Annotated in this window: 20 protein-coding genes; 13 read left to right on the top strand and 7 right to left on the bottom strand. The window is 73.0% G+C overall.

Annotated elements, in window-relative coordinates:
- Positions 1-80 precede the first annotated feature (80 nt).
- The 3 genes from ACFVDM_RS24700 to eccE form a co-directional block, all read right to left on the bottom strand.
- Positions 81-3,110 carry an SCO5717 family growth-regulating ATPase gene (locus tag ACFVDM_RS24700; protein WP_383644025.1) on the bottom strand — a complete coding sequence of 1,010 codons (3,030 nt, stop codon included), beginning with the start codon at positions 3,108-3,110 and terminating at the stop codon, positions 81-83.
- Between the two features lie 343 nt (positions 3,111-3,453).
- Positions 3,454-4,170, bottom strand: a complete 717-nt coding sequence (locus tag ACFVDM_RS24695) for a hypothetical protein (RefSeq protein ID WP_383644022.1) — start codon at positions 4,168-4,170, stop codon at positions 3,454-3,456.
- Positions 4,170-5,342 carry a type VII secretion protein EccE gene (eccE, locus tag ACFVDM_RS24690; RefSeq protein WP_383644574.1) on the bottom strand — a complete coding sequence of 391 codons (1,173 nt, stop codon included), beginning with the start codon at positions 5,340-5,342 and terminating at the stop codon, positions 4,170-4,172. Before eccE ends, ACFVDM_RS24695 begins: the two co-directional genes overlap by 1 nt.
- A gap of 346 nt (positions 5,343-5,688) precedes the next feature.
- Here eccE and eccB point away from each other — a divergent pair, with 346 nt between their 5' ends.
- The 4 genes from eccB to ACFVDM_RS24670 all read left to right on the top strand — a co-directional run bounded on the left by eccB (position 5,689) and on the right by ACFVDM_RS24670 (position 9,293).
- Positions 5,689-7,206, top strand: a complete 1,518-nt coding sequence (gene eccB, locus ACFVDM_RS24685; protein ID WP_383644019.1) for a type VII secretion protein EccB — start codon at positions 5,689-5,691, stop codon at positions 7,204-7,206.
- A 35-nt stretch (positions 7,207-7,241) separates the two neighbouring features.
- Complete coding sequence (gene mycP / locus ACFVDM_RS24680; protein WP_383644016.1) at positions 7,242-8,453, top strand: type VII secretion-associated serine protease mycosin; 1,212 nt, start codon at positions 7,242-7,244, stop codon at positions 8,451-8,453.
- Positions 8,454-8,583: 130 nt separating this feature from the next.
- Positions 8,584-8,937 (top strand): hypothetical protein, encoded by a 354-nt coding sequence (locus ACFVDM_RS24675; RefSeq protein WP_383644013.1) that lies wholly within the window; start codon positions 8,584-8,586, stop codon positions 8,935-8,937.
- Positions 8,938-8,987: 50 nt separating this feature from the next.
- Positions 8,988-9,293, top strand: coding sequence for a WXG100 family type VII secretion target (locus ACFVDM_RS24670; RefSeq protein WP_383644011.1), 306 nt, complete (start codon positions 8,988-8,990; stop codon positions 9,291-9,293).
- A gap of 74 nt (positions 9,294-9,367) precedes the next feature.
- Here the strand turns inward: ACFVDM_RS24670 and ACFVDM_RS24665 are convergent, their stop codons facing one another.
- Together ACFVDM_RS24665 and eccCa are read right to left on the bottom strand one after the other, a co-directional pair.
- A complete protein-coding gene (locus ACFVDM_RS24665; protein ID WP_383644008.1) occupies positions 9,368-9,601 on the bottom strand; it encodes a DUF397 domain-containing protein in 234 nt (77 codons plus the stop codon).
- A 129-nt stretch (positions 9,602-9,730) separates the two neighbouring features.
- A complete protein-coding gene (eccCa, locus tag ACFVDM_RS24660; RefSeq protein WP_383644005.1) occupies positions 9,731-13,675 on the bottom strand; it encodes a type VII secretion protein EccCa in 3,945 nt (1,314 codons plus the stop codon).
- A gap of 180 nt (positions 13,676-13,855) precedes the next feature.
- Between eccCa and eccD the strand changes: the two genes are divergently transcribed.
- The 6 genes from eccD to ACFVDM_RS24630 all read left to right on the top strand — a co-directional run bounded on the left by eccD (position 13,856) and on the right by ACFVDM_RS24630 (position 20,961).
- Positions 13,856-15,346, top strand: a complete 1,491-nt coding sequence (gene eccD / locus ACFVDM_RS24655) for a type VII secretion integral membrane protein EccD (RefSeq protein ID WP_383644002.1) — start codon at positions 13,856-13,858, stop codon at positions 15,344-15,346.
- Positions 15,347-15,522: 176 nt separating this feature from the next.
- Positions 15,523-15,813, top strand: a complete 291-nt coding sequence (gene rpsO, locus ACFVDM_RS24650; RefSeq protein ID WP_018551846.1) for a 30S ribosomal protein S15 — start codon at positions 15,523-15,525, stop codon at positions 15,811-15,813.
- Between the two features lie 270 nt (positions 15,814-16,083).
- Entirely contained in the window at positions 16,084-18,297 is a 2,214-nt protein-coding gene (locus tag ACFVDM_RS24645) for a polyribonucleotide nucleotidyltransferase (RefSeq protein ID WP_383644571.1), read from the top strand.
- Positions 18,294-19,673, top strand: a complete 1,380-nt coding sequence (locus ACFVDM_RS24640; RefSeq protein ID WP_383643999.1) for a M16 family metallopeptidase — start codon at positions 18,294-18,296, stop codon at positions 19,671-19,673. The genes ACFVDM_RS24645 and ACFVDM_RS24640 overlap by 4 nt, the downstream gene beginning before the upstream one ends.
- Before the next feature lie 46 nt (positions 19,674-19,719).
- A complete protein-coding gene (gene dapB, locus ACFVDM_RS24635; protein ID WP_383643996.1) occupies positions 19,720-20,472 on the top strand; it encodes a 4-hydroxy-tetrahydrodipicolinate reductase in 753 nt (250 codons plus the stop codon).
- A gap of 12 nt (positions 20,473-20,484) precedes the next feature.
- On the top strand, positions 20,485-20,961 hold the full coding sequence (locus ACFVDM_RS24630) for a hypothetical protein (RefSeq protein WP_383643993.1): 477 nt from the start codon (positions 20,485-20,487) through the stop codon (positions 20,959-20,961).
- An 82-nt stretch (positions 20,962-21,043) separates the two neighbouring features.
- On the opposite strand, the gene ACFVDM_RS24625 is transcribed toward ACFVDM_RS24630, so the two are convergent.
- Positions 21,044-21,595, bottom strand: coding sequence for a hypothetical protein (locus tag ACFVDM_RS24625; protein WP_383643990.1), 552 nt, complete (start codon positions 21,593-21,595; stop codon positions 21,044-21,046).
- A 94-nt stretch (positions 21,596-21,689) separates the two neighbouring features.
- Positions 21,690-21,929: a hypothetical protein gene (locus ACFVDM_RS24620; protein WP_383643988.1), complete on the bottom strand. Its 240-nt coding sequence runs from the start codon at positions 21,927-21,929 to the stop codon at positions 21,690-21,692.
- Between the two features lie 188 nt (positions 21,930-22,117).
- Between ACFVDM_RS24620 and thyX the strand changes: the two genes are divergently transcribed.
- The 3 genes from thyX to ACFVDM_RS24605 all read left to right on the top strand — a co-directional run bounded on the left by thyX (position 22,118) and on the right by ACFVDM_RS24605 (position 25,724).
- A complete protein-coding gene (thyX, locus tag ACFVDM_RS24615) occupies positions 22,118-22,855 on the top strand; it encodes an FAD-dependent thymidylate synthase (protein WP_383643985.1) in 738 nt (245 codons plus the stop codon).
- A gap of 152 nt (positions 22,856-23,007) precedes the next feature.
- Positions 23,008-23,907: a 4-hydroxy-tetrahydrodipicolinate synthase gene (gene dapA / locus ACFVDM_RS24610; RefSeq protein WP_383643982.1), complete on the top strand. Its 900-nt coding sequence runs from the start codon at positions 23,008-23,010 to the stop codon at positions 23,905-23,907.
- 131 nt (positions 23,908-24,038) lie between these two features.
- Complete coding sequence (locus ACFVDM_RS24605) at positions 24,039-25,724, top strand: ribonuclease J (RefSeq protein ID WP_383643979.1); 1,686 nt, start codon at positions 24,039-24,041, stop codon at positions 25,722-25,724.
- The last annotated feature ends 264 nt before the right edge of the window (positions 25,725-25,988 follow it).

Here is a 25,988-nt window from a genome sequence, read left to right as displayed (position 1 = left end):
GCGTGTGGTCTGCGGTAATGCCATGAGGGTCCCCTTCGCGAATGCGAGGAGGACCCTCATTGGTTCAGACCTCTGACGCCTTACTGCTGAGGCGCTGACGGCGGCTGGGGCGGCTGCTGCTGCCAGCCGGCGGGCGGCACCGGACCCTGGAGTTCGGGAGGCGTCGGCCCACCCGGCTGACCAGGCTGTCCCCCGAACTGCGAGGGCTGCGGCTGCCCCGCCGGACCGGCCGCGGACTGCGCCTGGGAGGGCGGCGTCCGCTGCCAGTTCTGCCCGGCCCCGGGAGCCGGTTGCTGCGCCGGATAGGGCTGCTGCGGCTGTCCGCCCCACTGACCGGGCTGCTGCGGCGGGTACGGCTGCTGGGGCTGACCGGGCTGCTGGGGTACGTAGGGCTGCTGGCCCGGTACCTGCTGACCCGGCGGCAGCGGCTGACCGGGCATCGGCGGCGCGTACTGCGGCGGCGGGCCGCTGCCGTCCGAGGTCCACAGCCCCTGCTGCTGCTGGGCGCGCGCGAAGTCCTCGGCGACCAGGGCGGAGAGGTTGAAGTACGCCTCCCGGGTCTTCGGACGCATCATGTCCAGGTCGACCTCGGCGCCCGCCGACAGGTGCTCGTCGAACGGCACGACGACCACGCCGCGGCAGCGCGTCTGGAAGTGCTGGACGATATCGTCCACCTTGATCATCTTGCCGGTCTCGCGGACCCCCGAGATGACCGTCAGGGAGCGCGAGACCAGCTCCGCGTACCCGTGCGCCGAGAGCCAGTCCAGCGTGGTCGAGGCGCTCGACGCGCCGTCCACGGACGGTGTCGAGATGATGATCAGCTGGTCGGCGAGGTCGAGCACCCCGCGCATCGCGCTGTAGAGCAGACCGGTGCCCGAGTCCGTGAGGATGATCGGGTACTGCTTGCCCAGCACGTCGATCGCGCGCCGGTAGTCCTCGTCGTTGAACGTCGTCGAGACCGCCGGGTCCACGTCGTTGGCGATGATCTCCAGACCGGAGGGCGCCTGCGAGGTGAACCGCCGGATGTCCATGTACGAGTTGAGGTGCGGGATGGCCTGGACCAGGTCGCGGATGGTCGCACCGGTCTCGCGCCGCACCCGCCGTCCCAGCGTGCCCGCGTCCGGGTTGGCGTCGATGGCGAGGATCTTGTCCTGCCGCTCGGTGGCCAGCGTGGCACCGAGCGCGGTGGTGGTCGTGGTCTTGCCCACGCCGCCCTTGAGGCTGATCACCGCGATCCGGTAGCAGGAGAGCACCGGGGTGCGGATGAGGTCCAGCTTGCGCTGCCGCTCCTGCTCCTCCTTCTTGCCGCCCAGCTTGAACCGCGAGGCGCCCGAGGGATTGCGGCTGCTCTTCGCCTTCTGCTTGCCCCGGACCAGCCGGTCCGACGACAGCTCGACGGCGGCCGTGTAACCGATCGGCGCGCCCGGCATCGACCGCTCGCGCTGGTCGTGCGTGACCGGTGTCGGCCAGGCGTTCCCGGTCCGGGGGTCGGCGGGCGGCGCCCCCGGCACCGGCTGCTGACCGGGCGCGCCCTGGGCCTGCTGGCCCGGCACCGGACCCGCCTGGCCCGGCTGGCCGGCCGGCAGCCCCTGCGGGTGCGCGGGCTGCTGAGGAAGCGGGGCGGGCAGGTTCGGTGCGGGGGGCAGTCCGGGCAGTTGCGGGGCCGGGGCCGGGGCCGGGGGCTGCGCCTGCTGCGGGAAGCCGTACCCGCCCTGCGGACTCTGGGGTGCCTGGGGCGCGGGCAGGGCCGAGCCCTGCTGCGCCGGCCACTGGGGCGCCTGCGGTGTGGGCGGCTGCGGGGCCTGGGGCGCCTGCGGGGCCTGCGGTGCGGGCTGCTGGGGGATCGGGGCCGGGAGCGCGGCGTTCGGCTGGGGCTGCTGGGGCTGCTGGGGCGGCGTCTGCGGCGCCGGGGTCTGCTGAGCGGGCGTCTGTTGGGGGAAGCCGTAGCCCCCCTGAGGCGCGGCCGGGGCCGGCGGCTGCGGGGCCGGTGCGGCGGCGGGCTGCGGGAAGCCGTAACCGCCCTGGTCGGCGGGGGCGGCCGGGGCCGGAGCGGCGGGCGCCTGCGGCGGCCAGTGGGAGGCGGGCTGGGGCGCGGCCGGCTGCTGCTGCGCCGCCGGCTGGAACGCGGGCGGCAGCGGCGGCAGCCCGCCGGGCGGCGGGCCCGGCGTCCACGGAACCGGCGCGGCGTCCTGCGGCGCCGGGGCACCCGGCAGATCGAGCGCGGCCGGGGCCGGGGCCGGCGGCACGGCGTCCGACGGTTCGGGGGCCTGCGGGGGAAGGCCGGAGACGGCGTGCGGAATGCCGCCGGACGAGGCGTCGTCCCCGTCGTCCCCGGCGGGCGCGTCGGACGACGGGGCGGGCGCGTCCGCCTCCGCGTCGGACGACGGCACGGCGTCGTTCGGCTCGGCGGGGAAGGGCACGGCGTCGGACGGCACGGCGTCCACGGGGACCTCGTCGGACGGGACCTCGTCGGAGGGGAGGGACGCGGAGGGGGCGGACACGGAGGAGCCGTGGCCCTCGTCGTCCTCGCCGTCCGTTCCGTCGTTCCCGGCCGCCGGGGCGTCCCCGGCGTCCGCCGACGCTTCCGCGCCGGCGTCCCGCGCCTCGTCGGAGGGGCCGGACGCGTCCGCGCCGGCACCGGACCCGCCGCCGGCGGCAGCCGCCTCCAGCTCCGCGATCTCCCGCTTCAGCGCGGCGGAGGAGAACCGCATGGTCGCCCCGCTCTCCACATCGCCGCTCCCGAAGGCGTCGGGAGCGCCGCCGGCGTCCCCCGCGCCCGGCGGCGGGAAGGCCGAGGCGTCGGCGGCGGGCGGCGGTGGGAAGGCCGAGGCGTCGGCGGCGGGCGCCGGGGGTGCCGGCGTCCAGTCGGGTTCGAAGCCGCCCCCCGGCGGCAGTCCGGGCAGCGACACCGGTGCGCCGCCGGGCGGCGGCGGGGGTGCCAGAGGCGTGCCCGCACCGCCCGAGGAGTCACCCGGCGCGTTCTGCGTGTACCAGGCGGGCGGGGTGTAGTCGATGGTGAACTCACCCGTCAGCTCGGCGGGCTCCGCGTCGGACGACTCGTCGACGGGCTTGTCCCAGCCCCCGCGGATTCCGTCCCGATCGCCGTTCACTGTTGCCTCCTGGTGTGGTCGAGCACCCTTGTGCCGTGGTGGGTGGGGGCGACCGTTTCCGCAACGCGAGCCGCCCGGCTCTCCCCCCGGGGACGCGACACCTACCCGCAGGTTCTTCTGCCGCGCCCGGACCCACCCTAATCGTCATCGGCCTCGCTACGGCAGGCCGTACGGCACCGCGAACACCGTCCCCTTCGCCAGGTACGGACCTCAAGTGGACTGAGCGCAGCGGAAAGTGAAGGGAAAAGCGCTCAAACATGCACATCTGTAGGGGGAAATCCACCCCATTCATTCACGAAGCGGTGCTGTGGGGACGTGTCGGACACCTTCCGGGGCGAGCCGGTCAGTCCACCCGGCGTGCGCCGCCCAGCAGACCGCTCTCCGCGTCGGTCGGCCGGGTCATCACGAACCGCCGGTCCCGCCGGGTGCACCACAGGGTGACACCGTCCGCCATCGTCGACAGGGCCCGCACCTCCTCCGCGCCGAGCAGCATCAGCCGGCCGATCGCGCCGGCCTCGTCCGGGGAGACCCGCTGCACCCCGACCAGGGACGCCTTCTCCATCAGTCCGGCGGCCACCGGACTCGGATACGGCACCAGCGTCACCACCGACTGCCAGGGCGCCGAGGCCACCCGCCCGCGCGGGGGCCGCGTGCCGCAGTCCCGCACCACGACTACCGGCGCACCGGCGGACGCCCCCAGCGGCGGTACCCGGCCCACCTCGTGCAGCGCGATGCCGTGGTCCGCACCGCCCGCCGCGCGCACCAGCCCCGCCCAGGCCGCTGCCCGGCCCGTCTCGACGACGACACGGGCCCCGGTCGCCACCGTGCGCAGGGCCAGGACCTGCGCGGTCCACAGCCCGCCGACCAGGGTGACGTCGTACGGCGTCGGCCGGAACAGCCCGAGGACGGCGGGACCGCCCTCACCGTCGACCCCGATCACCACCCCGTCGTCGCCCACCGGAAGCGCCAGCGACGCCAACTGCTCCGGCCGGACCGAGTGCCGGGGGCGCGGGGGCGCGAACCGCCCGAACACCGGCCGCCCCCGCCCGCGTACCGCCATCAGCGGGTCCCTCCCAGCGGCAGCGTGGCCAGCAGACCGGGCAGCTGGTCGCGGTCGAGCCGCACCAGCGAGGCCCGCGCCCCGCGCGCCGCCCTTTCCAACGCGTGCCGGGCCGCGAGCAGTTGGCGCTCGTCCTCGCCGCCGACCCGGACATGGCCGGTGAGCGCGGTCTCCTGCCGGTCGCCGTGCGCCAGCGTCAGCGCGAACGTGGTGGCGCGGGCCGGGACCGAGGTGAGCAGGGCGACCAGTTCCGGCAGCGCGGCCCGTCCGCCGCCCGGCTCCGGCCAGCGGCGCACCCAGTAGGTGGTCTGCGGACGGCCGTCGCAGCTCCAGGTCCGCGAGGTCTCCCGGGTGCGACGGACGGTCGCCCCGTCCCGCGCGGCCCGTGCCGTCACCGCCGGATCCGCGCCCAGCGAGAGGGTGAGCGCCGCGCCCAGCTCCGGTTCCGTCAGTACCGTCGCGCCGAGCCCGGCCCCGCTCAGCCGCCCGGCCAGCTGGTCCGCAGCGCGCACCACGCACCGCTGCGCCCCGACGAGGCCGCCGCCCCGGGCCCGTACCGCCTCCGGGCAGAGTTCCGGGGCGAGCCGCAGCGCGATCCAGGTGATCCGCACCGCCGGAGTACCCGAATCCGCCTGCAGGGGCGCGTAGTTGCGGGCGGCCACCGAATCCTCCGGGAGCCCCGGCGCGGGTGCGGGCCGGGTGTGCTGGACGATCTGCGCGGACTCCAGCCGGATGCCGTCCACGTCGAGCGCGTCCCGTACCAGTTCCAGGGGCAGCGGCCGGGCGGAGCGGCCGGGGCGCAGCGCCGCGCCGTCCGCCCCGACGCGCAGGACCGCCGTCAGACAGGTGCCGTCGCCGATCATGCCCACCGGACGCCGCTCGCCGCCGCCGAACGCATAGGTCCGCAGCGCCGGTTCGCACTCGGAGAGAGGGGCCGGGACCGCTCCGCCGCCCCCGTCCGCCACCGGCGGGGTGCGGGCCGCGCGGACGCGCGCCCGGAAGGCCAGGACCGTCCGCAGCAGCGCCGGAAGGGAACGGCGCCGCCGGCGCACCAGCGCGAGCACCGCGAGCAGTCCGGCGAGCACCGAGGCGGGCGCCAGCAGCAGCGGGTCCACGACATAGGCACACAGCAGCAACGCCCCGGCCAGCTCGCACAGGACCAGCTGGTGCAGCCGCAACGGCCTCCGGAATCCCACCCGTTCACTCGGCCGGGTGATGCCCGTCCCGGCGCCGGGGACCGGGACGCCGTCCGCGTCCGCCCCGGCGGGCCGCGCGCCCGGGACCGGAACCGTTCGCGTCGCGGAAGCCCTCATCGCGGCACCCCCGTTCGTCCGCCCCCGAAGAGAGCCCGTGCACGTACGCCCGCCGAACCGTCCGACGGGGCCCATCACCCTACCCGGCGCCCGACGCCCCGGGGACCGACAGGCATAGTAGGGGGCCGGTCAGGCAGCGGGGGCCCGGCACGGGACGCCGGCCGGGGCGCTCCCCGGTGCCGTGCGGACGGACGGGGGCGGATCCATGACATCGCGGCGCGACGAGCTGAACGCGTACACCTTCTCGAAGCGGCGCGTGGTGGCGGCCTTTCTGCGGCCCTCTCCCACCGGCTCCGACGAAGGGGCCCCGCGCCCCCTGCGCGCCGTCCTGCCCGGACTGGTCGCCGGTGCGCTGATCCTCGCCGGATTCGGCGCGTACGGGATGTTCCGCCCGGCCGCGCCCCGCGACTGGGACCGCCCCGGCGCCAAGGTCGTCGTCGGCAAGACGTCGACCACCCGGTACGTCGTGCTCACCACCGGCCGGGGCGCGGACCGCAGGACCCTGCTGCACCCCGTGCTGAACCTCGCCTCGGCCCGGCTGCTGCTGGACCCGAGGCAGTACGGAGTCGTCCAGGTCGACGACTCCGTCCTGGACGCCGGTGACCCGGCGCGCGGACCCGTCCTCGGCATCCCGTACGCCCCCGACCGGCTGCCGGAGCCCGAGGACGCCGGCACCGCCAAGCGCTGGGCGGTCTGCGTGCAGCCGGGTGGCGGGGGCGGCTCCGTGCAGAAGGCCGCGTTCGTCCTCGGAGCGCGCGACCGGGACCTGACCGAGGGAGCCGGCCGGCTCACCGGGGGACAGGTCCTCTACGTCCGGGGCCAGGACGGCACCCGCTACCTCGTGGACGCCCGCGGCACCAAGTACCGCGTCGACGAGACCCCCGAGGACCAGGGCCACCTCACCGACGCCCTCGTCGGCAGCGCCCCACCGCAGCCCGTCACCGACGACTGGCTGGCCACCCTGCACGACGGCAGCCCCCTCGCCTTCCCGGACATCCCCGGCGAGACCGGCGCCCCGGCACACATCGAGGGGCACCTGTCCGCGCGCGAGAACCGCGTCGGCACGGTGCTGCGCACCAGGAACGGGGAGGGCACGGCGTACTACGTCGTCCTCGACCGCGAGGTCCGGCCGGTCTCGGAGTTCACCGCCTGGCTGCTCATCAACGCGCCGCGTACCGCCGTCCTCGACCTGGCCGGCGAGGCACGCCCCGCGGGGCTCCAGGACTTCGTCCCCGCGACCGAGCCGTTCGAGGACCCGGCCCTCCGCTGGCCCACGCACCGGGCCGTCCGCGTCAACAGCACCGACACGGGATCCGCCGCGCGCGACACCGTGTGCAGCGTGCTGCGCTCCACCGACGGCTCCGGCCGCACGACCCTCAGCACCTGGGCGGGCACCGCCTATCCCGCCGCCGTCGGAACCGGCGGCACCAGCACCTACGTCACCCCGGGCAGCGGGCTCCTCTACACCCCGGTCCGCGAGGGCCGGACGGGCCCGGACGGTTCACTCTTCCTGGTGACGGACACCGGACTGCGGTACGCGGTCCGGACGAACGGCGACGGCGGCACCACGCGGCCCGGCACCCGGCCGGTGCCCGGCGAGGCGCAGATCCGGCTGGGATACGGGAAGACGGTCCCCGTCCCGGTGCCGCACGCCTGGTCGGAGTTCCTGGCCCGGGGGCCGAGGCTCGACACTGAGAGCGCCCGCAGGCCCCAGGGCTCCTGACGGGCGGCACGGGGACGGACGGGGGAGAGGACACGATGCGACACCGGACGGGGGCGCTGCCGGCGGCGGCCGCCGCCCTGGCCCTGCTCGCGGCACCGCAGGCCGCGTACGCCGCCGCGGACCCCGGACCGCACCTGGACGGCGGCGGGGAGTGCGCCTTCCCGATGCGGGAGCAGTTCGAGGGCCGCCCCTGGCCGCTCCAGCGCGTGCTGCTCGACGCCCTGTGGAAGGACACCCGCGGCAAGGGCGTCCGCGTCGCCGTCGTCGACACCGGCGTGGACACCACCAATCCGCAGCTCACCGCCGCAGTGGACCGGTCCGCCGGCATCGACTACACCGGCACCGGGGGCGACGGGACACTCGACGAGTCCGGCCACGGCACCAAGGTCGCGGGCATCATCGCCGCCCGCCCCCGCGCCGGCACGGGCTTCGTCGGCCTGGCCCCCGAGGCCACCGTCATCCCGGTCCGCCAGAACGACGGCCGGCACAGCGGCAGGGACAGCACCATGGCCGCCGGGATCGACCACGCGGTCGCCGAGGGCGCCGGGGTCATCAACATCTCCCAGGACACCTCCCGGCCGCTGACCGAGGACTCCGTGCTCGGCCGCGCGGTGGCCCGCGCCGTCGCCGAGGACGTCGTCGTGGTCGCGTCGGCGGGCAACGACGGCGCGGACGGCCGGTCCGGGAACACCTATCCGGCCGCCTTCCCCGGCGTCCTCGCCGTCGCCGCCTCCGACCGCGACGACGAACGGGCCGCCTTCTCCCAGCCGGGCGACTTCGTGGACGTCGCCGCCCCGGGCGTCGACATCGTCTCCACCGTCCCGGGCAACGGCCAGTGCACCGACAACGGCACCAGCTTCTCCGCGCCCTACGTCAGCGGCGTCGCCGCCCTCCTGCGCGCCAAGTACCCCGACTGGACAGCGCCGCAGATCGCCGCCCGCATCGAACAGACGGCGCAGCGCTCCGTCAACGGCCGTGACCCCTTCGTCGGATGGGGTGTAGTCGACCCGGTCCGCGCACTGTCCGGCGACGCCGCCCCGCAGGACGCGCCGCACCCCGGCCCCGCACCCGCCGGGGCCCTCGCCCCCGAGCCCGCGCGGCTGTCGGCGGACGGACCCGAGCGGCGGCGCACCAAGCGCTACGCGGCCTACGCGCTGTCCGCTGCCGTGGTGCTGGTCGGCGCGGTGGCCGGCACCACGACCGTCGCCCGCGACCTCCGGCGCCGCCGCTCCCCGCGCCCCCGCTGACCGCCGAAGGGACCGGAGTGCCACCGGCGGCCGTCCGGGGAGCGGCACCGAAGTGGCTAGGGTGAGCGCCGGGTTCAGCCCCCACACCCCCGTCACCGCGCCCTCCGGCGCCCTCGGAGAGGACCTCCGCATGACCAGCCCCGCGGGTGGTTTCGCCCTCGCCGACGACCCGCTCGTCCAGGCCAGGAACCGCATCGTCGACACCGCCGAGGCCGTCTCCCGGCAGTCCAGGGAACTGGCGGACATCCTCGCCACGGCCGGAGCCGGCTGGACCGGCGTCGGCGCCTCCGGCTTCACCTCGGCGCAGCTCGCGCTCAACGAGGACCACGACCGGATCCGCCGCCTCCTCACCGTGCTCCTCCACGCGGTCGCGAGCACCAAGAACCTGAGCAACGCCACCGACGAGGAGGTCCGCGCGGCCTTCGGCGCCGTCGGGGAACAGGCCCCGGCCGCACGCGGCGGCTCCGGCCTCGACGGCATCTGACCCCGCCCGCCGGACGGCCGGGCCGACCCTTCCACCGCAGAGGAACACCCATGGGCCACGACCCGCACACCAAGGTCCGCTACGAGAGCGTCCAGGAGATGGCCAACCGCATCCGCGCCGTCTCCCGGAACATCTGCCACGACCTGGAGGAGATGGACACCGCCCTCAAGGTCGTCACCGACACCTGGGACGGCGAGGCGCACGCGGCGTACGTCACGCTCCAGAACGACTACCGCGGCAGGGCGGACCACATGAGGAACCGTCTGGAGCACATCGCGCGGATCGTCGAGAACGGCAAGGACCACTACCGCGCCACCGACCTCAAGGCCTCGGGCCTGTTCACCGAGGCGTACTGAACACCCCGCCCGCACCGGCGGAAAGAGAAGGAGGGGGCGCTTCCCCCGGACGCGCCCCCTGCACCGCCGGACGGCTACGTCAGGTCGAACTCGCCGTCCCGGGCGCCCAGGACGAACGCGCGCCACTCCGCCTCCGTGTAACGCAGCACCGTGTCCGGGTCCAGCGACGAGCGCATCGCCACCGCTCCGCCCGGCAGATGAGCGATCTCCACGCGCTCCTCCTCCTGCTCGGTCCCGGGGGCGCTCAGCCATTCCACCCCCGAGATGTCGAGTGCGTACAGCTCGTCCTTCTCCGCCTGTGTGCCCATGGTCAAGGGTCCTCTCCGTACGTGGCTCTGCACGGCACCGTACAGGCACCGGCACCGCCCCTGGACACGGCCGGGGAACAGCGTGTACGTGTGCTTCCGTGCCTCCCCCACGCGCCCCCCGCGCACGGGTCAGGGACGCTCGGCCAGCCATCCCGTCTGCACCAGCCGGGCGCCGCCGCGCCGTCCGACGAGATACCCGCGCCCCGGCGGCAGCGGACGCGCGCGCACCGACCCGACGAGATCGCCCTCGCCCGGATCCCCGGAGAGCACCAGCCCCTGTGCCCCCAACTCCCCGGCCCGCTGCAGGAACGGCTCGTACAGCCCCCGCGAGGCCCCCGCCGAGGTCCGCGCGACGACGAAGCGCACCCCGGCGTCCCGGGCGAACGGCAGATACTCCGCCAGCGGCGCCAGCGGACTGCCCGAGGCCGTCGCGACCAGGTCGTAGTCGTCCACCACCACGAAGATCCGCGGCCCCGACCACCAGCTGCGCTCGCGCAACTGCCGCGGTGTCACGTCCGCCGGGGGCTGGCGCCGCGCGAACACCCGGGCCAGAGCCTCCATATGGGTGCGCAGGGCGTCCGCCGTCGGCGCGTACTCCAGCAGATGGGTCTCCGGCAGCGCCCCCATCAGCCCGCGCCGGTAGTCACCGACGACGAGCCGCGCCTCCTCGGGGGAGTACCGCTCGGCCAGCTGCTTGACGACCAGCCGCAGCAGATTCGTCTTCCCCGACTCGCCCTCGCCGAACACCAGCAGGAACGGATCGCTGTCGAAGTCCACGAAGACCGGCTCCAGATCCGACTCCGCGACACCGAGGGCGATGCCCCGGTCCGGGAACTCGAAGCCCTTCGGCAGCCGTTCGGCGGGCAGCCGGTGCGGCAGCAGCCGCACGGCGGGGGCCGGATCGCCCGTCCAGTGCGTGCGGATTCGGTCCACCAGAGCGGCCGTGCCCTCGTCCGGATCCGCGGTGTCGCTGACCGCGTCGATCACCGGCAGCGCCGCCATGAAGTGCAGCTTCTCCGCGATCTGGCCGCGCCCCGGAACCCCGGCCGGCACCCGCGCGGCGACCTTCCGGTCGAACTCGGAGTCCAGGGCGTCGCCCAGCCGCAGTTCCAGCCGCCCCAGCACCTGGTCCTTCAGCGCCGCCCGGACGTCCGGATACCGCGCGGCCGACAGCACCACGTGCACGCCGTAGCCCAGCCCCCGCGCCGCGATGTCCGTGACCACCTGCTCCAGCGGCTCGTGCTCGGCACGGAACGCGCCCCAGCCGTCGACGACCAGGAAGACATCGCCCCACGCCTCGTCCGGCAGCCTCCCCGCGGCCCGCTCGCGCCGGTACGCCGCCATCGAGCCGATGCCCCGGGCCCGGAACAGCTCCTCCCGGCGGCCGAGCACCCCCGCCACCTCCGCCACGGTCCGCCGCACCCGCTCCGGGTCCAGGCGCGAGGCGATCTGCCCCACGTGCGGCAGGTCCGCCAGCGCGGACAGCCCGTCCCCGCCGAAGTCGAGCCCGTAGAACTGCACCTCCCGTGGCGTGTGCGTCAGCGCGAACGACGCCACCAGCGTCCGCAGCAGCGTCGACTTCCCCGACCGGGGCCCGCCGACCACCAACAGATGCCCCTCCGCCCCCGAGAAGTCCTGGTACAGCACCTCCCGCCGCTGTTCGAACGGCTTGTCGACCAGCCCCAGCGGAACCGTCAGCCCACCGGGCCTGCTGTACCCCGTCGCGGTGAAACCCCGCCCCTCCTGCCGACCCAGCCCCGGCAGCACCTGGTCCAGCGGCACCGAACGGTCCAGCGGCGGCAGCCACACCCGGTGCGCCGGCACCCCCTGCCCCTCCAGCCTCCGCACCACCACGGACAGCACGGTCTCGCGCGCGGACTCCGCACGCCCCGGCAGCGGCACGGCGACCGCACCCGGCTCCGCCTCGGCCACCGGCACCGGCAGCGCCCGGAACACCGCCGCCCGCCGCGCCACCGCTCCCGTACCCCCCGCCGGAACATCCGCGCGGTACGCCCCCGACACGTACGCCGCCTTGAAGCGGACCATCTCCCGCGTACCGGACAGGAGATACCCCGAGCCCGGCACCGACGGAAGATGGAAGGCGTCCGCCACCCCCAGCGCCGCCCGCGACTCCGCCGCCGAGAAGGTCCGCAGCCCGATCCGGTACGAGAGATACGTGTCCAGACCGCGCAGCGAACCCTCCTCCAGCCGCTGCGAGGCCAGCAGCAGATGCACCCCCAGCGACCGTCCGATCCGGCCGATCTGCAGGAACATGTCGATGAAGTCCGGCCGGGCGGCCAGCAGTTCCGAGAACTCGTCGATGACCAGGACCAGCGAGGCCAGCGGCTCCAGCGGCGCCCCCGCCGCCCGCGCCCGCTCGTAGTCGTGGATCCCGGAGTAGTCGCCCGCCGCCCGCAGCAGCTCCTGACGCCGCCGCAGCTCGCCCCGGATCGTGTCGCCCATCCGGTCCACCAGGGACAGATCGTCGGCCAGGTTGGTGATGACGGCGGCCACGTGCGGCAGCCGCGCCATCCCGCTGAACGTGGCCCCGCCCTTGAAGTCGGCGAGAACGAAGTTCAGCGTCTCCGAGGGATGCGTGACCGCCAGCCCCAGCACCAGTGTCCGCAGCAGCTCCGACTTCCCCGACCCCGTCGCCCCCACGCACAGCCCGTGCGGCCCCATGCCGTCCTGCGCCGCCTCCTTGAGGTCCAGCAGCACCGGCAGCCCGTCCTCGCCGACCCCGATCGGCACCCGCAGCCGCTCGGAGGCCGGACGCGGCCGCCAGGTGCGGCCCACGTCCACCGCGCCCGCGTCCCCCAGCCCCAGCAACTCGGTGAAGTCCAGATCGGACAGGAGCGGTTCGCCCTCCCGCCCGCCGCCCAGCCGCAGCGGCGCGAGCTGCCGGGCCAGCGCCTCGGCCGCCACCGGCGACAGACCGTCCGGCACCCCCGCGACCGCGTCCCCGCCGGCCGGCTCCACCCGCAGCAGCCCCGGACCGACCCGCACCGTCAACCCGTCCCGGACCGGAACGGGTTCGCCCCGCACCACCTCCAGGACCGTCACCCCTTGAAGCCCCTCCGGGGCCCCCAGCAGCGAATCCGGCGCCGCCCGGCCCCCGTCCACCACGACCACGACATGCGGCTGCTCCACCGGCTGCCCGCCGTCCCTGCCGAACCGGGGCCGCCCCTCCAGCCGGCCGGCCAGCAGTTCCTCCAGCGCCGCCGTGTCCGCCCCGAACAACCGCCGCGACCCCGCCCCGTCGCCGGGCCCCGGCGCCTGCGCGTGCGGCAGCCATTTCGTCCAGTCCCAGTGCTCCACCGCGCCCGGCGCCGCCACCACCCCGACCACCAGATCGTCCGGCGCGTGCGCCGTCACCAACTGCGCCACCACCGCCCGCACCAACGAACGCGCCTGCTCCACCGGCCCAGCGAACGCCACCCGAGGGACCTCCCGCACCGGGAACACCACCGGCAGCCCCTCCTGCCGGCCGTGCACCGCCGCGAACCGCCGCAGCGCCCCCGCGCACACCGGCTCGGGATCCTCCGCCGGACCGGGTTCCGGCACCGACAGCGGCGTCGCCAGCGGCTGCGGGCCCAGCCCGACCCGCACCAGCCCGAAGTCCGCGTCCCCGGACCGCCGTTCCCACACCCGGGTCCCCTCGGCCACCACCGACCACAACTGGTCGGGCGCCGGATGCAGATACCACTGCGTGTCGCGCTGGGCGCGCGCCGTGCGCCGCACCTCGCGCCGCACGCGCGCCAGATAGGCGAGATAGTCGCGCCGGGCCTCGGCCATGTGCCCCTGCGCACCCCGCCGGTACCGGACCACCTGCGCCGCCGCCAGCCCGGCCGTCGACACCAGCATCAGCACACCCATGATCCGCATGAACGGCGGAGCCTGCGGCGAGAAGAAGAACACCACCGACGCACCCATGCCGAGCACCGGCAGCAACTGGAGCAGCAGCCCCTCCCGCTGCCCCCTCGGCAGCACCGGAGGAGCCTTCAGATCCAGGGGCTCGGCCGGGAGCCGCGGCGGCAGGGCCCGCGGCGGACGTTTCACGACGATCTGGCCCACCGGTACAACCACCCCATCCGTGCCGCGCGCCGGAGGGCCGGGGCGGACCCGCACCGGCGCCCCCGTGGCTGCCGCCGCCCCATGGAACCGGCCCCCGCGCGACCGTGATCCTACTGGCCGGACCCTCCCGGTAGGGTGGCGCGCGCAACCGCCGAAGCGGACCGCAGGGGGAACAGACAGGTGAGTACGACCGCGGGGAGCGGCTTCTGCCGCGTCACAGTCGTGGCACCCGACAGCAGGATCGACGTCGCACTTCCGGAGGACCTCGCCGTCGCCGACGTCGGCCCGGAGATACTGCGCCTCACCGGCCGCGCCCAGGCCGTCGCCACTCCCACGGGCTACCACCTCGTCCGCCGGGACGGCACCGTTCTCGACGGCGCCCGCACCCTCGCCGAGCAACAGGTCCTGGACGGCGAGATCCTCACCTTCCGCCCCTTCGCCGCCTCGCTGCCGCCCGCCGTGTTCGACGACGTCTCCGACGCCGTCGCCTCGGCCGTCGGCCGCGACCGCCACCTGTGGAGCGACGAACTGCTGCGCGGCGCCGGAGCGGCCGGCGCCGCCCTGCTGCTCCTGCTGATGACCGTCGCCCTCTGGTACGCCGACCCGGTCCACCACGACACGCACGGCATGCCCGCCGTCGCCGCCGCGACCGCCGGAACGCTCCTCACCGCCTTCGCCGCGGTCCGCGCCCGGGTCTACGCGGACCGGCTCACCGCCACCGCCCTCGGCCTCGGCGCGCTGCCCCTCCTGCTCCTCGCCGGCTCCGGTGTCATCGGCCCCGACACCGGACAGGGCCCCGGACGGCTCCAGCTCCTGCTCGGCTGCGTCGCCGTCCTGGTCGCCTCCGTGGTGCTGGTCGCGGTCACCCCGGGCGGGGACGCCCCGTTCGTCGCCGCCGCCCTGCTCTCCACCGCGGGCACCCTCGCCGCCTTCGCCGCGATCCTCACCGAGTCCACCGCCGCCTCGGCCGCTGCCGTCTGCGCCCCCACCGCCATCGGCCTCATCGCCTTCCTCCCCGGTCTCTCCGCCCGCTTCGCCCGGCTCCCCATCGACGCCGTCCCGCCACGGACCCCGCCCACCGGCCACGCCGACCTTTTCGCCGACCCGCTCACCGGCCCGGACGGCCCGCACGGAGCCGCCCCCGTCGACGCCCGGACCGTCGCCGAGCGCGCCCGGCGCGGCCACGAACTGCTCCTCGGCCTCGTCGGCGGCTGCGCCGCCCTGGCCGTCGCGTCGGCCGCCGTCCTCGGCTTCTCCGGCTCCACCTGGGGCCGGCTCCTCGCTCTGGCCACCGGTCTCGCCCTGCTCCTGCGGGCCCGGCTCTTCCGCTACACCTCCCAGGTGGTCTGCGTCCTGGCCGCCGGGACCGGCGCGGTCGCCGCACTCGTCCTCGGCCTGGCGCTGAACCCGCCCGAGGACCTGGTGACGGGGCTCACCCGCTACGGCGAACGCGGCGACCTCGATCTGCGTACCCTCGGGATCTGCGCGGCGCTCGCCGCCGGCGCGGCCCTGCTCACCGCCGTCGGGCTGATCGTCCCGCGCACCGGGCTCTCGCCGTTCTGGGGCCGCGTCCTGGACCTCGCCGAGAGCGTGCTCCTGCTCTCCCTGGTCCCGCTCTGCCTGGCCGTCCTCGACGTGTACGCCCGCGCCCGGGACCTCACCGGCCGATAACCCCGTCGGGGCGGGCTGCCGACGACTGGTAGTCTGGCTGTGGCCGTTTGTGTACGCGTTCCCGGTCGTTTCTGGGAACTGCGCCCATCGGACCTTCGCTCCCGAGTCACCCAAGCCCCCCTGAGAACCAGACCAGGGGCACTCGTGGGCGCTTCGAACACCAAGAGGAGTACCGCGTGCCGCTCGACGCCGCTACGAAGAAGCAGATCATGACCGAGTTCGCGCAGAAGGAGGGCGACACCGGTTCCCCCGAGGTTCAGGTCGCCATGCTCTCGCGCCGCATCTCGGACCTGACGGAGCACCTCAAGACGCACAAGCACGACCACCACTCCCGTCGTGGTCTGCTGATCCTGGTCGGCCAGCGTCGCCGCCTCCTGCAGTACCTGGCCAAGAAGGACATCCAGCGCTTCCGTGCGCTCGTCGACCGCCTCGGCATCCGCCGCGGTGCGGCCGGCGGCGCCAAGTAAGGACGCTGTGAAAGGGAGCGGTTCCCACATCCAGGGGGCCGCTCCCTTTGCCGTACGTGCGCTACCGGGGACAACCTCAGTAACCTGGACGTACGACAACGCACGAGGAGAAGCGCGCCGTCGCCGCCGCCGGTCCTCGGTAGTGGCCCCCGGGACCATGCCCGGGAGCTTCGATCGAAGACCGGCCCCGCACCCAGGGTGCGCTTCTCCGCACCGCCCCGCGCCACACGGGCGCCGGGGCGAAAGACGACGAGTATGGAGAAATCACTAGTGGAGAACGAGACCCACTACGCCGAGGCCGTTATCGACAACGGGACCTTCGGCACCCGCACCATCCGCTTCGAGACGGGCCGCCTGGCCAAGCAGGCCGCCGGCTCCGCCGTCGCGTACCTGGACGACGACACCATGGTGCTGTCGGCCACCACCGCTTCCAAGCGGCCCAAGGACCAGCTCGACTTCTTCCCCCTCACGGTGGACGTCGAGGAGCGGCAGTACGCCGCCGGCAAGATCCCCGGCTCCTTCTTCCGCCGCGAGGGACGCCCCTCCGAGGACGCGATCCTCACCTGCCGCCTGATCGACCGCCCGCTGCGCCCGTCCTTCAAGAAGGGCCTGCGCAACGAGATCCAGATCGTCGAGACGGTCATGGCGCTCAACCCCGATCACCTGTACGACGTGATCGCGATCAACGCCGCGTCCTGCTCCACGCAGCTCGCCGGCCTGCCCTTCTCCGGCCCGATCGGCGGCACCCGTGTCGCGCTGATCAAGGGCCAGTGGGTCGCCTTCCCGACGCACACCGAGCTCGAGGACGCCGTCTTCGACATGGTCGTCGCGGGCCGCGTCCTGGAGGACGGCGACGTCGCGATCATGATGGTCGAGGCCGAGGCCACCGAGAAGACCATCCAGCTCGTCAAGGACGGCGCCGAGGCCCCGACCGAAGAGGTCGTCGCCGCCGGTCTGGAAGCCGCGAAGCCCTTCATCAAGGTGCTCTGCAAGGCCCAGTCCGACCTCGCCGCCAAGGCCGCCAAGCCCACCGGCGAGTTCCCGGTCTTCCTGGACTACCAGGACGACGTCCTGGAGGCCCTCACCAAGGCCGTCAGCACCGAGCTGGCCAAGGCGCTCACCATCGCCGGCAAGCAGGAGCGCGAGGCGGAGCTGGACCGCATCAAGGAGATCGCGGGCGAGAAGCTCCTCCCGGAGTTCGAGGGCCGCGAGAAGGAGATCTCCGGTGCCTACCGCGCGCTGACCAAGAAGCTGGTCCGCGAGCGCGTCATCAAGGACAAGGTCCGCATCGACGGCCGCGGCGTCACGGACATCCGTACGCTCGCCGCCGAGGTCGAGGCCATCCCGCGCGTGCACGGCTCGGCGCTCTTCGAGCGTGGCGAGACCCAGATCCTGGGCGTCACCACCCTCAACATGCTCCGGATGGAGCAGCAGCTGGACACCCTTTCCCCGGTGACCCGCAAGCGCTACATGCACAACTACAACTTCCCGCCGTACTCGGTCGGTGAGACCGGCCGCGTGGGCTCGCCCAAGCGCCGCGAGATCGGCCACGGCGCGCTCGCCGAGCGCGCCATCGTGCCGGTGCTGCCGTCGCGCGAGGAGTTCCCCTACGCGATCCGCCAGGTCTCCGAGGCGCTGGGCTCCAACGGCTCGACGTCCATGGGCTCGGTCTGCGCCTCCACCATGTCCCTGCTGAACGCCGGTGTGCCCCTCAAGGCCGCCGTCGCCGGCATCGCCATGGGCCTGATCTCGCAGGAGATCGACGGCAAGACCCACTACGTCGCCCTGACCGACATCCTCGGCGCCGAGGACGCGTTCGGCGACATGGACTTCAAGGTCGCCGGTACGAAGCAGTTCGTCACCGCGCTCCAGCTCGACACCAAGCTCGACGGCATCCCCGCCTCGGTCCTGGCCGCCGCGCTGAAGCAGGCCCGCGACGCCCGCCTCCACATCCTCGACGTGATGAACGAGGCCATCGACGTCCCGGACGAGATGTCCCCGAACGCCCCGCGGATCATCACCGTCAAGATCCCGGTGGACAAGATCGGTGAGGTCATCGGCCCCAAGGGCAAGATGATCAACCAGATCCAGGAGGACACCGGCGCCGACATCACGATCGAGGACGACGGCACCATCTACATCGGTGCCCAGCAGGGTTCGCAGGCCGAGGCCGCCCGCGCCACGATCAACGCGATCGCCAACCCGACCATGCCGGAGGTCGGCGAGCGCTACCTGGGTACGGTCGTCAAGACCACCACCTTCGGTGCGTTCGTCTCCCTGATGCCCGGCAAGGACGGTCTGCTGCACATCTCGCAGATCCGCAAGCTCGCCGGTGGCAAGCGCGTGGAGAACGTCGAGGACGTGCTCGGTGTCGGGGCCAAGGTCCAGGTCGAGATCGCCGAGATCGACTCCCGCGGCAAGCTCTCCCTCATCCCCGTCATCGAGGGTGACGAGGACGAGAAGAAGGACGACGCCGCCAAGTGACGTCCCGTAGTTCCGCGACGACGGCCCGCCCCTCCTCGGAGGGGCGGGCCGTCGCCCGTACCCAAACGCTTCTCAAGGGCAGCAACGGCATCGGCACGGTCCGCCGCACGGTCCTCCCCGGCGGCCTGCGCATCGTCACCGAGACCCTGCCCTCCGTACGCTCCGCCACCTTCGGCATCTGGGCCAACGTCGGATCGCGCGACGAGACCCCGACGCTGAACGGCGCGACGCACTACCTCGAACACCTCCTCTTCAAGGGCACCGCCCGGCGCACCGCCCTCGACATCTCCGCCGCCATCGACGCGGTCGGCGGCGAGATGAACGCCTTCACGGCGAAGGAGTACACCTGCTACTACGCGCGGGTCCTCGACACGGACCTGCCGCTGGCCATCGATGTCGTCTGCGACATGCTGACCGGCTCCCTGATCGCCTCCGAGGACGTCGACGCCGAACGCGGCGTCATCCTGGAGGAGATCGCCATGACGGAGGACGACCCCGGCGACTGCGTGCACGACCTGTTCGCGCACACCATGCTCGGCGACACCCCGCTCGGCCGCCCCGTCCTCGGCACCGTCGACACGATCAACGCCCTGAACCGGGGCCAGATCGCCCGCTTCTACAAGAAGCACTACGACCCCACGCACCTGGTCGTCGCCGCCGCCGGCAACGTCGACCACGCCACCGTCGTCCGCCAGGTCCGCAAGGCCTTCGAACGGGCCGGGGCGCTCTCCCGCACCGATGCCGTGCCCATGGCACCCCGCCAGGGCACCCGTGCCCTGCGCACCGCGGGCCGCGTCGAGGTGCTCGGCCGCAAGACCGAGCAGGCCCACGTCGTCCTCGGCATGCCCGGCCTGGCCCGCACCGACGAGCGCCGCTGGGCGCTCGGCGTCCTCAACACCGCCCTCGGCGGCGGCATGAGCTCCCGCCTCTTCCAGGAGGTACGGGAGAAGCGCGGCCTCGCCTACAGCGTCTACTCGTACACCTCGGGCTTCGCCGACTGCGGGCTCTTCGGCGTGTACGCGGGCTGCCGCCCCAGCCAGGTCCACGACGTCCTCAAGATCTGCCGCGACGAACTGGACCGGGTGGCCTCCGACGGCCTGAGCGACGAGGAGATCCGCCGCGCCATCGGCCAGCTCTCCGGCTCCACCGTCCTCGGCCTGGAGGACACCGGCGCGCTGATGAACCGCATCGGCAAGAGCGAGCTGTGCTGGGGCGAGCAGATGTCCGTCGACGACATGCTGGCCCGCATCGCCCAGGTGACCCCCGACGATGTCCGCTCGGTGGCGGGCGAGGTCCTCGGACACCGCCCCTCGCTCTCCGTCATCGGCCCCCTCAAGGACAAGCAGGCCGACCGCCTCCACGAGTCGGTCGCCTAGGCACCGTCTTCCGTCACCCCTCACCCGTCACCCGAAAGAAGCAAGCATGAGCAAGCTGCGCGTGGCCGTCCTCGGCGCCCGGGGCCGCATCGGTTCCGAAGCGGTACGAGCGGTCGAGGCCGCCGACGACATGGAGCTGGTGGCCGCCCTCGGCCGAGGCGACTCGCTGGACGCCCTGACGGACGCCGGTGCCCAGGTCGTCGTCGAGCTGACCACCCCCTCCTCGGTGATGGAGAACCTGGAGTTCTGCACCCGGCACGGCATCCACGCCGTGGTCGGCACCACCGGCTGGACCGACGAACGGCTCGCGCAGCTGCACACCTGGCTCTCCGGCTCGCCCGGCACCGGCGTGCTCATCGCGCCGAACTTCTCCATCGGCGCCGTCCTCACCATGAAGTTCGCCCAGCAGGCGGCCCGCTACTTCGAATCCGTCGAGGTCATCGAGCTGCACCACCCGAACAAGGCCGACGCGCCTTCCGGCACCGCCGCCCGCACCGCCCAGCTGATCGCCGAGGCCCGCGCCGAGGCCGGCTGCGCCCCCGCGCCGGACGCCACCGCCACGGCGCTGGACGGGGCACGCGGCGCGGACGTCGACGGGATCCCCGTCCACTCCGTACGCCTGCGCGGCCTGCTGGCCCACCAGGAGGTGCTCCTCGGCGGCGAGGGCGAGACCCTCACCATCCGGCACGACTCCCTGCACCACAGCAGCTTCATGCCGGGCATCCTGCTCGGCGCACGCCGTGTGGTGACCACTCCGGGCCTCACCTTCGGCCTGGAACACTTCCTCGACCTGAACTGACTGAGCCCCGCCATGCGCGCAAAGATCACGTACATCGTCACGGCCGCCGTCCTGGTCTTCTACTTCGTCCTGGTCGGCAGCCGTGGGGTGCTGCTCATCGAGCACGGCACCCTGATCACGGTGACCTTCGGGGTCGCCGTGCTGATCCTTCCGGTGATCGGCCTCTGGTTCCTCTGGAAGAACACGCAGTTCGTCCGGCGGGCCAACGCCCTGGCCGCCGAGCTGGACGCCGAGGGCGGCCTCCCGGTGGACGACCTGGCGCGTACCCCGAGCGGCCGGATCGACCGGGACTCCGCCGACGCGGCCTTCGCCCGCCGCAAGGAGGAGGCCGAGGACGCGCCGGACGACTGGCGGTGCTGGTTCCGCCTCGCCGTCGCCTACCAGGACGCCCGGGACACCCCCAGGGCCCGCAAGGCCATGCAGCGGGCCATCGCCCTGCACGCCCGCGCGGCGGCCCCTTCGGCGCGTTCCACGCCGTCCGGCGCCTGAGCAGCACACGGGACGGCCGCCCGGCCGCGGGAATCCCCGCGGCAGGACGGCCGTCCCGCGTCGTTCTCCGTGTCCCCGGAACTCAGGGGCGCCGGTACTCCTCGCCCCAGGCCTCGATCGTGTCCGCGGCCCGGTCGAACGCCTCGCCCCGCGCGAGGAAGTCCGCGTTGGAGTCGGTGAGCAGCGGCGGCACCGCGTCCCCGCCCTTGCGCACGACGATCAGGGCCTGGCCCTGCACGGTACGGGGGAAGCCGAGCCACTTCACGGGCTGCTGCACGGTGCGCACGGCGGTGGCGCGGTTCCACGGCACCGTCGTGGTCACGAAGAAGCCGACCCGGCGCACCCCGTGCCGGCTCACCCACGCACCCATCCGCAGCATCCGCAACGCGCAGATGATCACCGCGAGGGCGAGCGCGAGACAGGCCCCCGCCCCGGGCACCGCCCCGGCGAACGCCGTGATCATCGCGGCGAACAGGATGAACGAGGCCAGCAGCAGCAGGACGGCCGCCGACGCGACCCGCCAGGGGCCGAGACGGTAGGGGCGCCGCCAGCTGTCGTGGTCGTCGAACGGCAGCGCGGCGTCCTCGGCGCTCGCGTCAAACGCGCGGTCGGCCGTCAGGAAGGGCAGGGGCACGACTGATCCTCACTCACAAGCACGCTCGATTGCTGTGCCCGGTGAGGCTACCGAGGAGGCTACCGGCCGGACCACCCCAGGGGGGCCGTACGAGTCAGCGCCCGTGCGCGGCCTCGGTCTGCTGGGCGTGCTGCGGCGACTGCTCGGGCGACAGGGCCGGGAGCCCCAGCAGCAGCGATCCGACGAGTCCGGCGACCACGACGAGGCCCATCAGGGCCCGCCCGGCCTTCTCGGAGGCGGAGGCCCGCTCGCGCGGGGGCGGAGTGACGTTACTGCGGAAGCGGTCGGCCTCGGCGACGAACGAGAACGGGACGGACTCCCGTCGGCGGAACATGGGGTGACTCTCCTGGGAACGTTGTTTCGGGTGCTCCTGCACAGTCAGACGCACGGGAGGTCCGATCGGTGCCCGGATGTGACGGATTGGCCGAAGAAATCCCGGGGCGGGTGGTGACGGACGGCGTTGTCAGTGGCGGCCCGTAGAGTGGGCGCCGCCCGAGCGACGCCATTGGAAGGACCCCGCCGGTGACCGAGACCCCCGAATCCGCACAGCCCAGTTTCCGCAGTGATGTCACCGTCGAGCTGGTGAAATCCGCCGCCGGCGACGCCGACGTGCTGTTCGCCGCCCGTGTGTCCACGGCCGGCGAGCAGTCCCTCGAAGAGATCACCAAGGACCCTGAGCGCTCCAAGGGGCTCATCAACTACCTCATGCGGGACCGGCACGGCAGCCCGTTCGAGCACAACTCGATGACCTTCTTCATCAGCGCCCCGATCTTCGTGTTCCGCGAGTTCATGCGGCACCGCGTCGGCTGGTCCTACAACGAGGAATCGGGCCGTTACCGGGAGCTCCAGCCGGTCTTCTACGTCCCGGGGGAGTCCCGCAAGCTCGTCCAGCAGGGCCGCCCCGGAAAGTACGAGTTCGTCGAGGGCACCGCCGAGCAGCACGCGCTCACGAGCAAGTCCATGGAGGACTCCTACCGCCGCTCCTACGAGGCGTACCAGGAGATGCTGGCCGCCGGAGTGGCCCGTGAGGTGGCCCGCGCGGTGCTCCCGGTCGGCCTCTTCTCCTCCATGTACGCCACGTGCAACGCCCGCTCGCTGATGCACTTCCTCGGCCTGCGCACCCAGCACGAGCTGGCGACGGTGCCGTCGTTCCCGCAGCGCGAGATCGAGATGGTCGGCGAGCAGATGGAGGCCCACTGGGCGCGGCTCATGCCGCTCACCCATGCAGCCTTCAACAAAAACGGACGCGTGGCCCCGTAGGCGGTGTCCGTATTGCGGCGTTTCGAGAAGTTCATCTAGGCTGATCAAACGGACCCGGCACTGCTTGAACCCCCGAGCAGGCAGTGCCGGGCTCCTCTTGCTTGTCCCCCCGAGGGGGCACCGCGCGTCGAGCAACGAGTAGCGTGTTACCCATGGCTCCGATCTCCACTCCGCAGACCCCCTTCGGGCGGGTCCTCACCGCTATGGTCTCGCCCTTCACGGCGGACGGCGCTCTCGACCTCGACGGCGCCCAGCGGCTCGCCACCCATCTGGTGGACGCAGGCAACGACGGCCTGATCATCAACGGCACCACCGGCGAGTCCCCGACCACCAGCGACGCGGAGAAAGAGCAGCTCGTACGAGCTGTGCTGGAGGCGGTGGGGGACCGGGCGCACATCGTCGCCGGCATCGGCACCAACGACACCCGACACAGCGTGGAGCTGGCCCGTACCGCCGAGCGTATCGGCGCCCACGGCCTCCTCGCGGTCACCCCGTACTACAACAAGCCGCCCCAGGAAGGCCTGCTCCGGCACTTCACGGCGATCGCCGACTCCACCGGCCTTCCGGTGATGCTGTACGACATCCCCGGCCGCAGCGGTGTGCCGATCGACACCGAGACGATCGTCCGGCTCGCCGAGCACCCGCGCATCGTGGCCAACAAGGACGCCAAGGGCGACCTCGGCCGCGCCAGCTGGGCCATCGCACAGTCGGGCCTTGCCTGGTACTCGGGCGACGACATGTTGAACCTCCCGCTCCTCTCGGTCGGCGCGGTCGGCCTCGTCTCGGTCGTCGGCCATGTGGTCACCCCCGATCTGCGCGCCCTCGTCGAGGCCCACCTCGGCGGCGACGTCCAGAAGGCCACCGAGATCCACCAGAAGCTGCTGCCGGTCTTCACCGGCATGTTCCGCACCCAGGGCGTGATCACCACCAAGGCCGCCCTCACCCTCCAGGGCCTCCCGGCCGGCCCCCTGCGCCTCCCCCTGGTGGAACTCACCGCACAGGAAACGGCGCAGCTCAAGATCGACCTGGCCGCCGGTGGGGTACAGCTGTAACCACGGACTTCACAACTGAATACGCGAGGAACACTCGCAACGGAGCAGCACCCAAGACAACAGCAAGTGCACGAATGACATGCGCGCCACGTGCCCAAGCGGTACGTGGCGCGCGTGGTAAGGAGAGTCTTTTGAGTCATCCGCACCCTGAACTCGGTACCCCGCCGAAGCTCCCGAAGGGAGCCCTGCGGGTCACCCCTCTCGGCGGCCTCGGCGAGATCGGCCGCAACATGACGGTCTTTGAGTACGGCGGACGCCTGCTCGTCGTCGACTGCGGCGTCCTCTTCCCCGAGGAGGAGCAACCGGGCATCGACCTGATCCTTCCGGACTTCACCACCATCCGGGACCGCCTCGACGACATCGAGGGCATCGTCCTCACGCACGGCCACGAGGACCACATCGGTGGCGTCCCGTTCCTGCTGCGCCTGAAGCCGGACATCCCGCTCATCGGCTCCAAGCTGACCCTGGCACTCATCGAGGCCAAGCTCCAGGAGCACCGCATCCGGCCCTACACCCTTGAGGTCGCGGAGGGCCGCCGCGAGCGCATCGGCGTCTTCGACTGCGAGTTCATCGCGGTCAACCACTCCATCCCGGACGCCCTCGCGGTCGCCATCCGCACTCCTGCGGGCATGGCCGTCGCCACCGGCGACTTCAAGATGGACCAGCTCCCGCTGGACGGCCGCCTCACCGACCTGCACGCGTTCGCCCGGCTGAGCGAGGAGGGCATCGATCTGCTGCTCTCCGACTCGACGAACGCGGAGGTCCCGGGCTTCGTCCCGCCGGAGCGGGACATCCAGAACGTCCTGCGCAACGTGTTCGCCAATGCGCAGAAGCGCATCATCGTGGCGAGCTTCGCCAGCCACGTCCACCGTATCCAGCAGATCCTGGACACGGCCCACGAGTACGGCCGCCGGGTCGCCTTCGTCGGCCGCTCGATGGTCCGCAACATGGGCATCGCCCGTGATCTCGGCTATCTGAGGGTCCCGGCTGGACTCGTCGTCGACGTGAAGACCCTCGACGACCTGCCGGACGACGAGGTCGTGCTCGTCTGTACGGGTTCGCAGGGCGAGCCGATGGCCGCCCTGTCCCGGATGGCCAACCGCGATCACCAGATCCGCATCGTGCAGGGCGACACCGTGATCCTGGCGTCGTCGCTGATCCCCGGCAACGAGAACGCGGTCTACCGCGTGATCAACGGCCTCACCCGCTGGGGCGCCAACGTCGTTCACAAGGGCAACGCCAAGGTCCACGTCTCGGGGCACGCCTCGGCGGGCGAGCTGCTGTACTTCTACAACATCTGCCGGCCCAAGAACCTGATGCCGGTGCACGGCGAGTGGCGCCACCTGCGGGCCAACGCGGAACTGGGAGCGCTCACGGGCGTCCCCAAGGACCACATCGTCATCGCCGAGGACGGCGTCGTCGTCGACCTGATCGACGGCAAGGCCAAGATCGTCGGCAAGGTCCAGGCCGGTTACGTGTACGTGGACGGGCTCTCGGTCGGCGATGTCACCGAGACCTCCCTCAAGGACCGCCGCATCCTCGGCGACGAAGGCATCATCTCCGTCTTCATCGTGGTCGACAGCACCTCGGGCAAGATCGTCGGCGGCCCGCACATCCAGGCACGCGGTTCGGGGATCGACGACGGCGCGTTCGGCGCCGTCGTGCCGAAGATCCAGGAAGCACTCGACAAGTCCGCCCAGGACGGAGTCGTCGAGCCGCACCAGCTCCAGCAGCTGGTCCGCCGCACGGTGGGCAAGTGGGTCTCCGACACCTACCGCCGGCGCCCGATGATCCTCCCCGTCGTCGTCGAGGTCTGACCTCCCGACCGGCGCGAACTACGGAGCGGGGCCCCCGATTTGCATCGGGGCGCTCCGCTCCAGTACGTTTACGTCTCCGCCTCAACGGGAAGCCCGGCGCACATGTGTGTGCCGCGAGCCCCGCGGAGGGGTGGAAATTCCGACTCAGAACTTCTGATAAAGTCGGTTCCGCCGGAAAGGGAAACGCGAAAGCGAAGAACTGGAAAGCGAAAAACGCTTGACCCGCTTCGACCGGGAATCGGACACGAAAGAGTCTGATAGAGT

The sequence above is a fragment of the Streptomyces sp. NPDC057682 genome, assembly GCF_042799575.1.
In the GTDB taxonomy this organism is placed as follows: domain Bacteria; phylum Actinomycetota; class Actinomycetes; order Streptomycetales; family Streptomycetaceae; genus Streptomyces.
This window is presented reverse-complemented; position numbering and strand designations above follow the sequence as displayed.

Bases quoted from the DNA above. Each gene is read 5' to 3' on its own strand.
- mycP (WP_383644016.1), top strand. From the start codon at position 7,242: ATGCGACACCGGACGGGGGCGCTGCCGGCGGCGGCCGCCGCCCTGGCC.
- ACFVDM_RS24675 (WP_383644013.1), top strand. From the start codon at position 8,584: ATGACCAGCCCCGCGGGTGGTTTCGCCCTCGCCGACGACCCGCTCGTC.
- dapA (WP_383643982.1), top strand. From the start codon at position 23,008: ATGGCTCCGATCTCCACTCCGCAGACCCCCTTCGGGCGGGTCCTCACC.
- ACFVDM_RS24670 (WP_383644011.1), top strand. From the start codon at position 8,988: ATGGGCCACGACCCGCACACCAAGGTCCGCTACGAGAGCGTCCAGGAG.
- ACFVDM_RS24620 (WP_383643988.1), bottom strand. From the start codon at position 21,929: ATGTTCCGCCGACGGGAGTCCGTCCCGTTCTCGTTCGTCGCCGAGGCC.
- ACFVDM_RS24665 (WP_383644008.1), bottom strand. From the start codon at position 9,601: ATGGGCACACAGGCGGAGAAGGACGAGCTGTACGCACTCGACATCTCG.
- eccB (WP_383644019.1), top strand. From the start codon at position 5,689: ATGACATCGCGGCGCGACGAGCTGAACGCGTACACCTTCTCGAAGCGG.
- dapB (WP_383643996.1), top strand. From the start codon at position 19,720: ATGAGCAAGCTGCGCGTGGCCGTCCTCGGCGCCCGGGGCCGCATCGGT.
- ACFVDM_RS24630 (WP_383643993.1), top strand. From the start codon at position 20,485: ATGCGCGCAAAGATCACGTACATCGTCACGGCCGCCGTCCTGGTCTTC.
- ACFVDM_RS24695 (WP_383644022.1), bottom strand. From the start codon at position 4,170: ATGGCGGTACGCGGGCGGGGGCGGCCGGTGTTCGGGCGGTTCGCGCCC.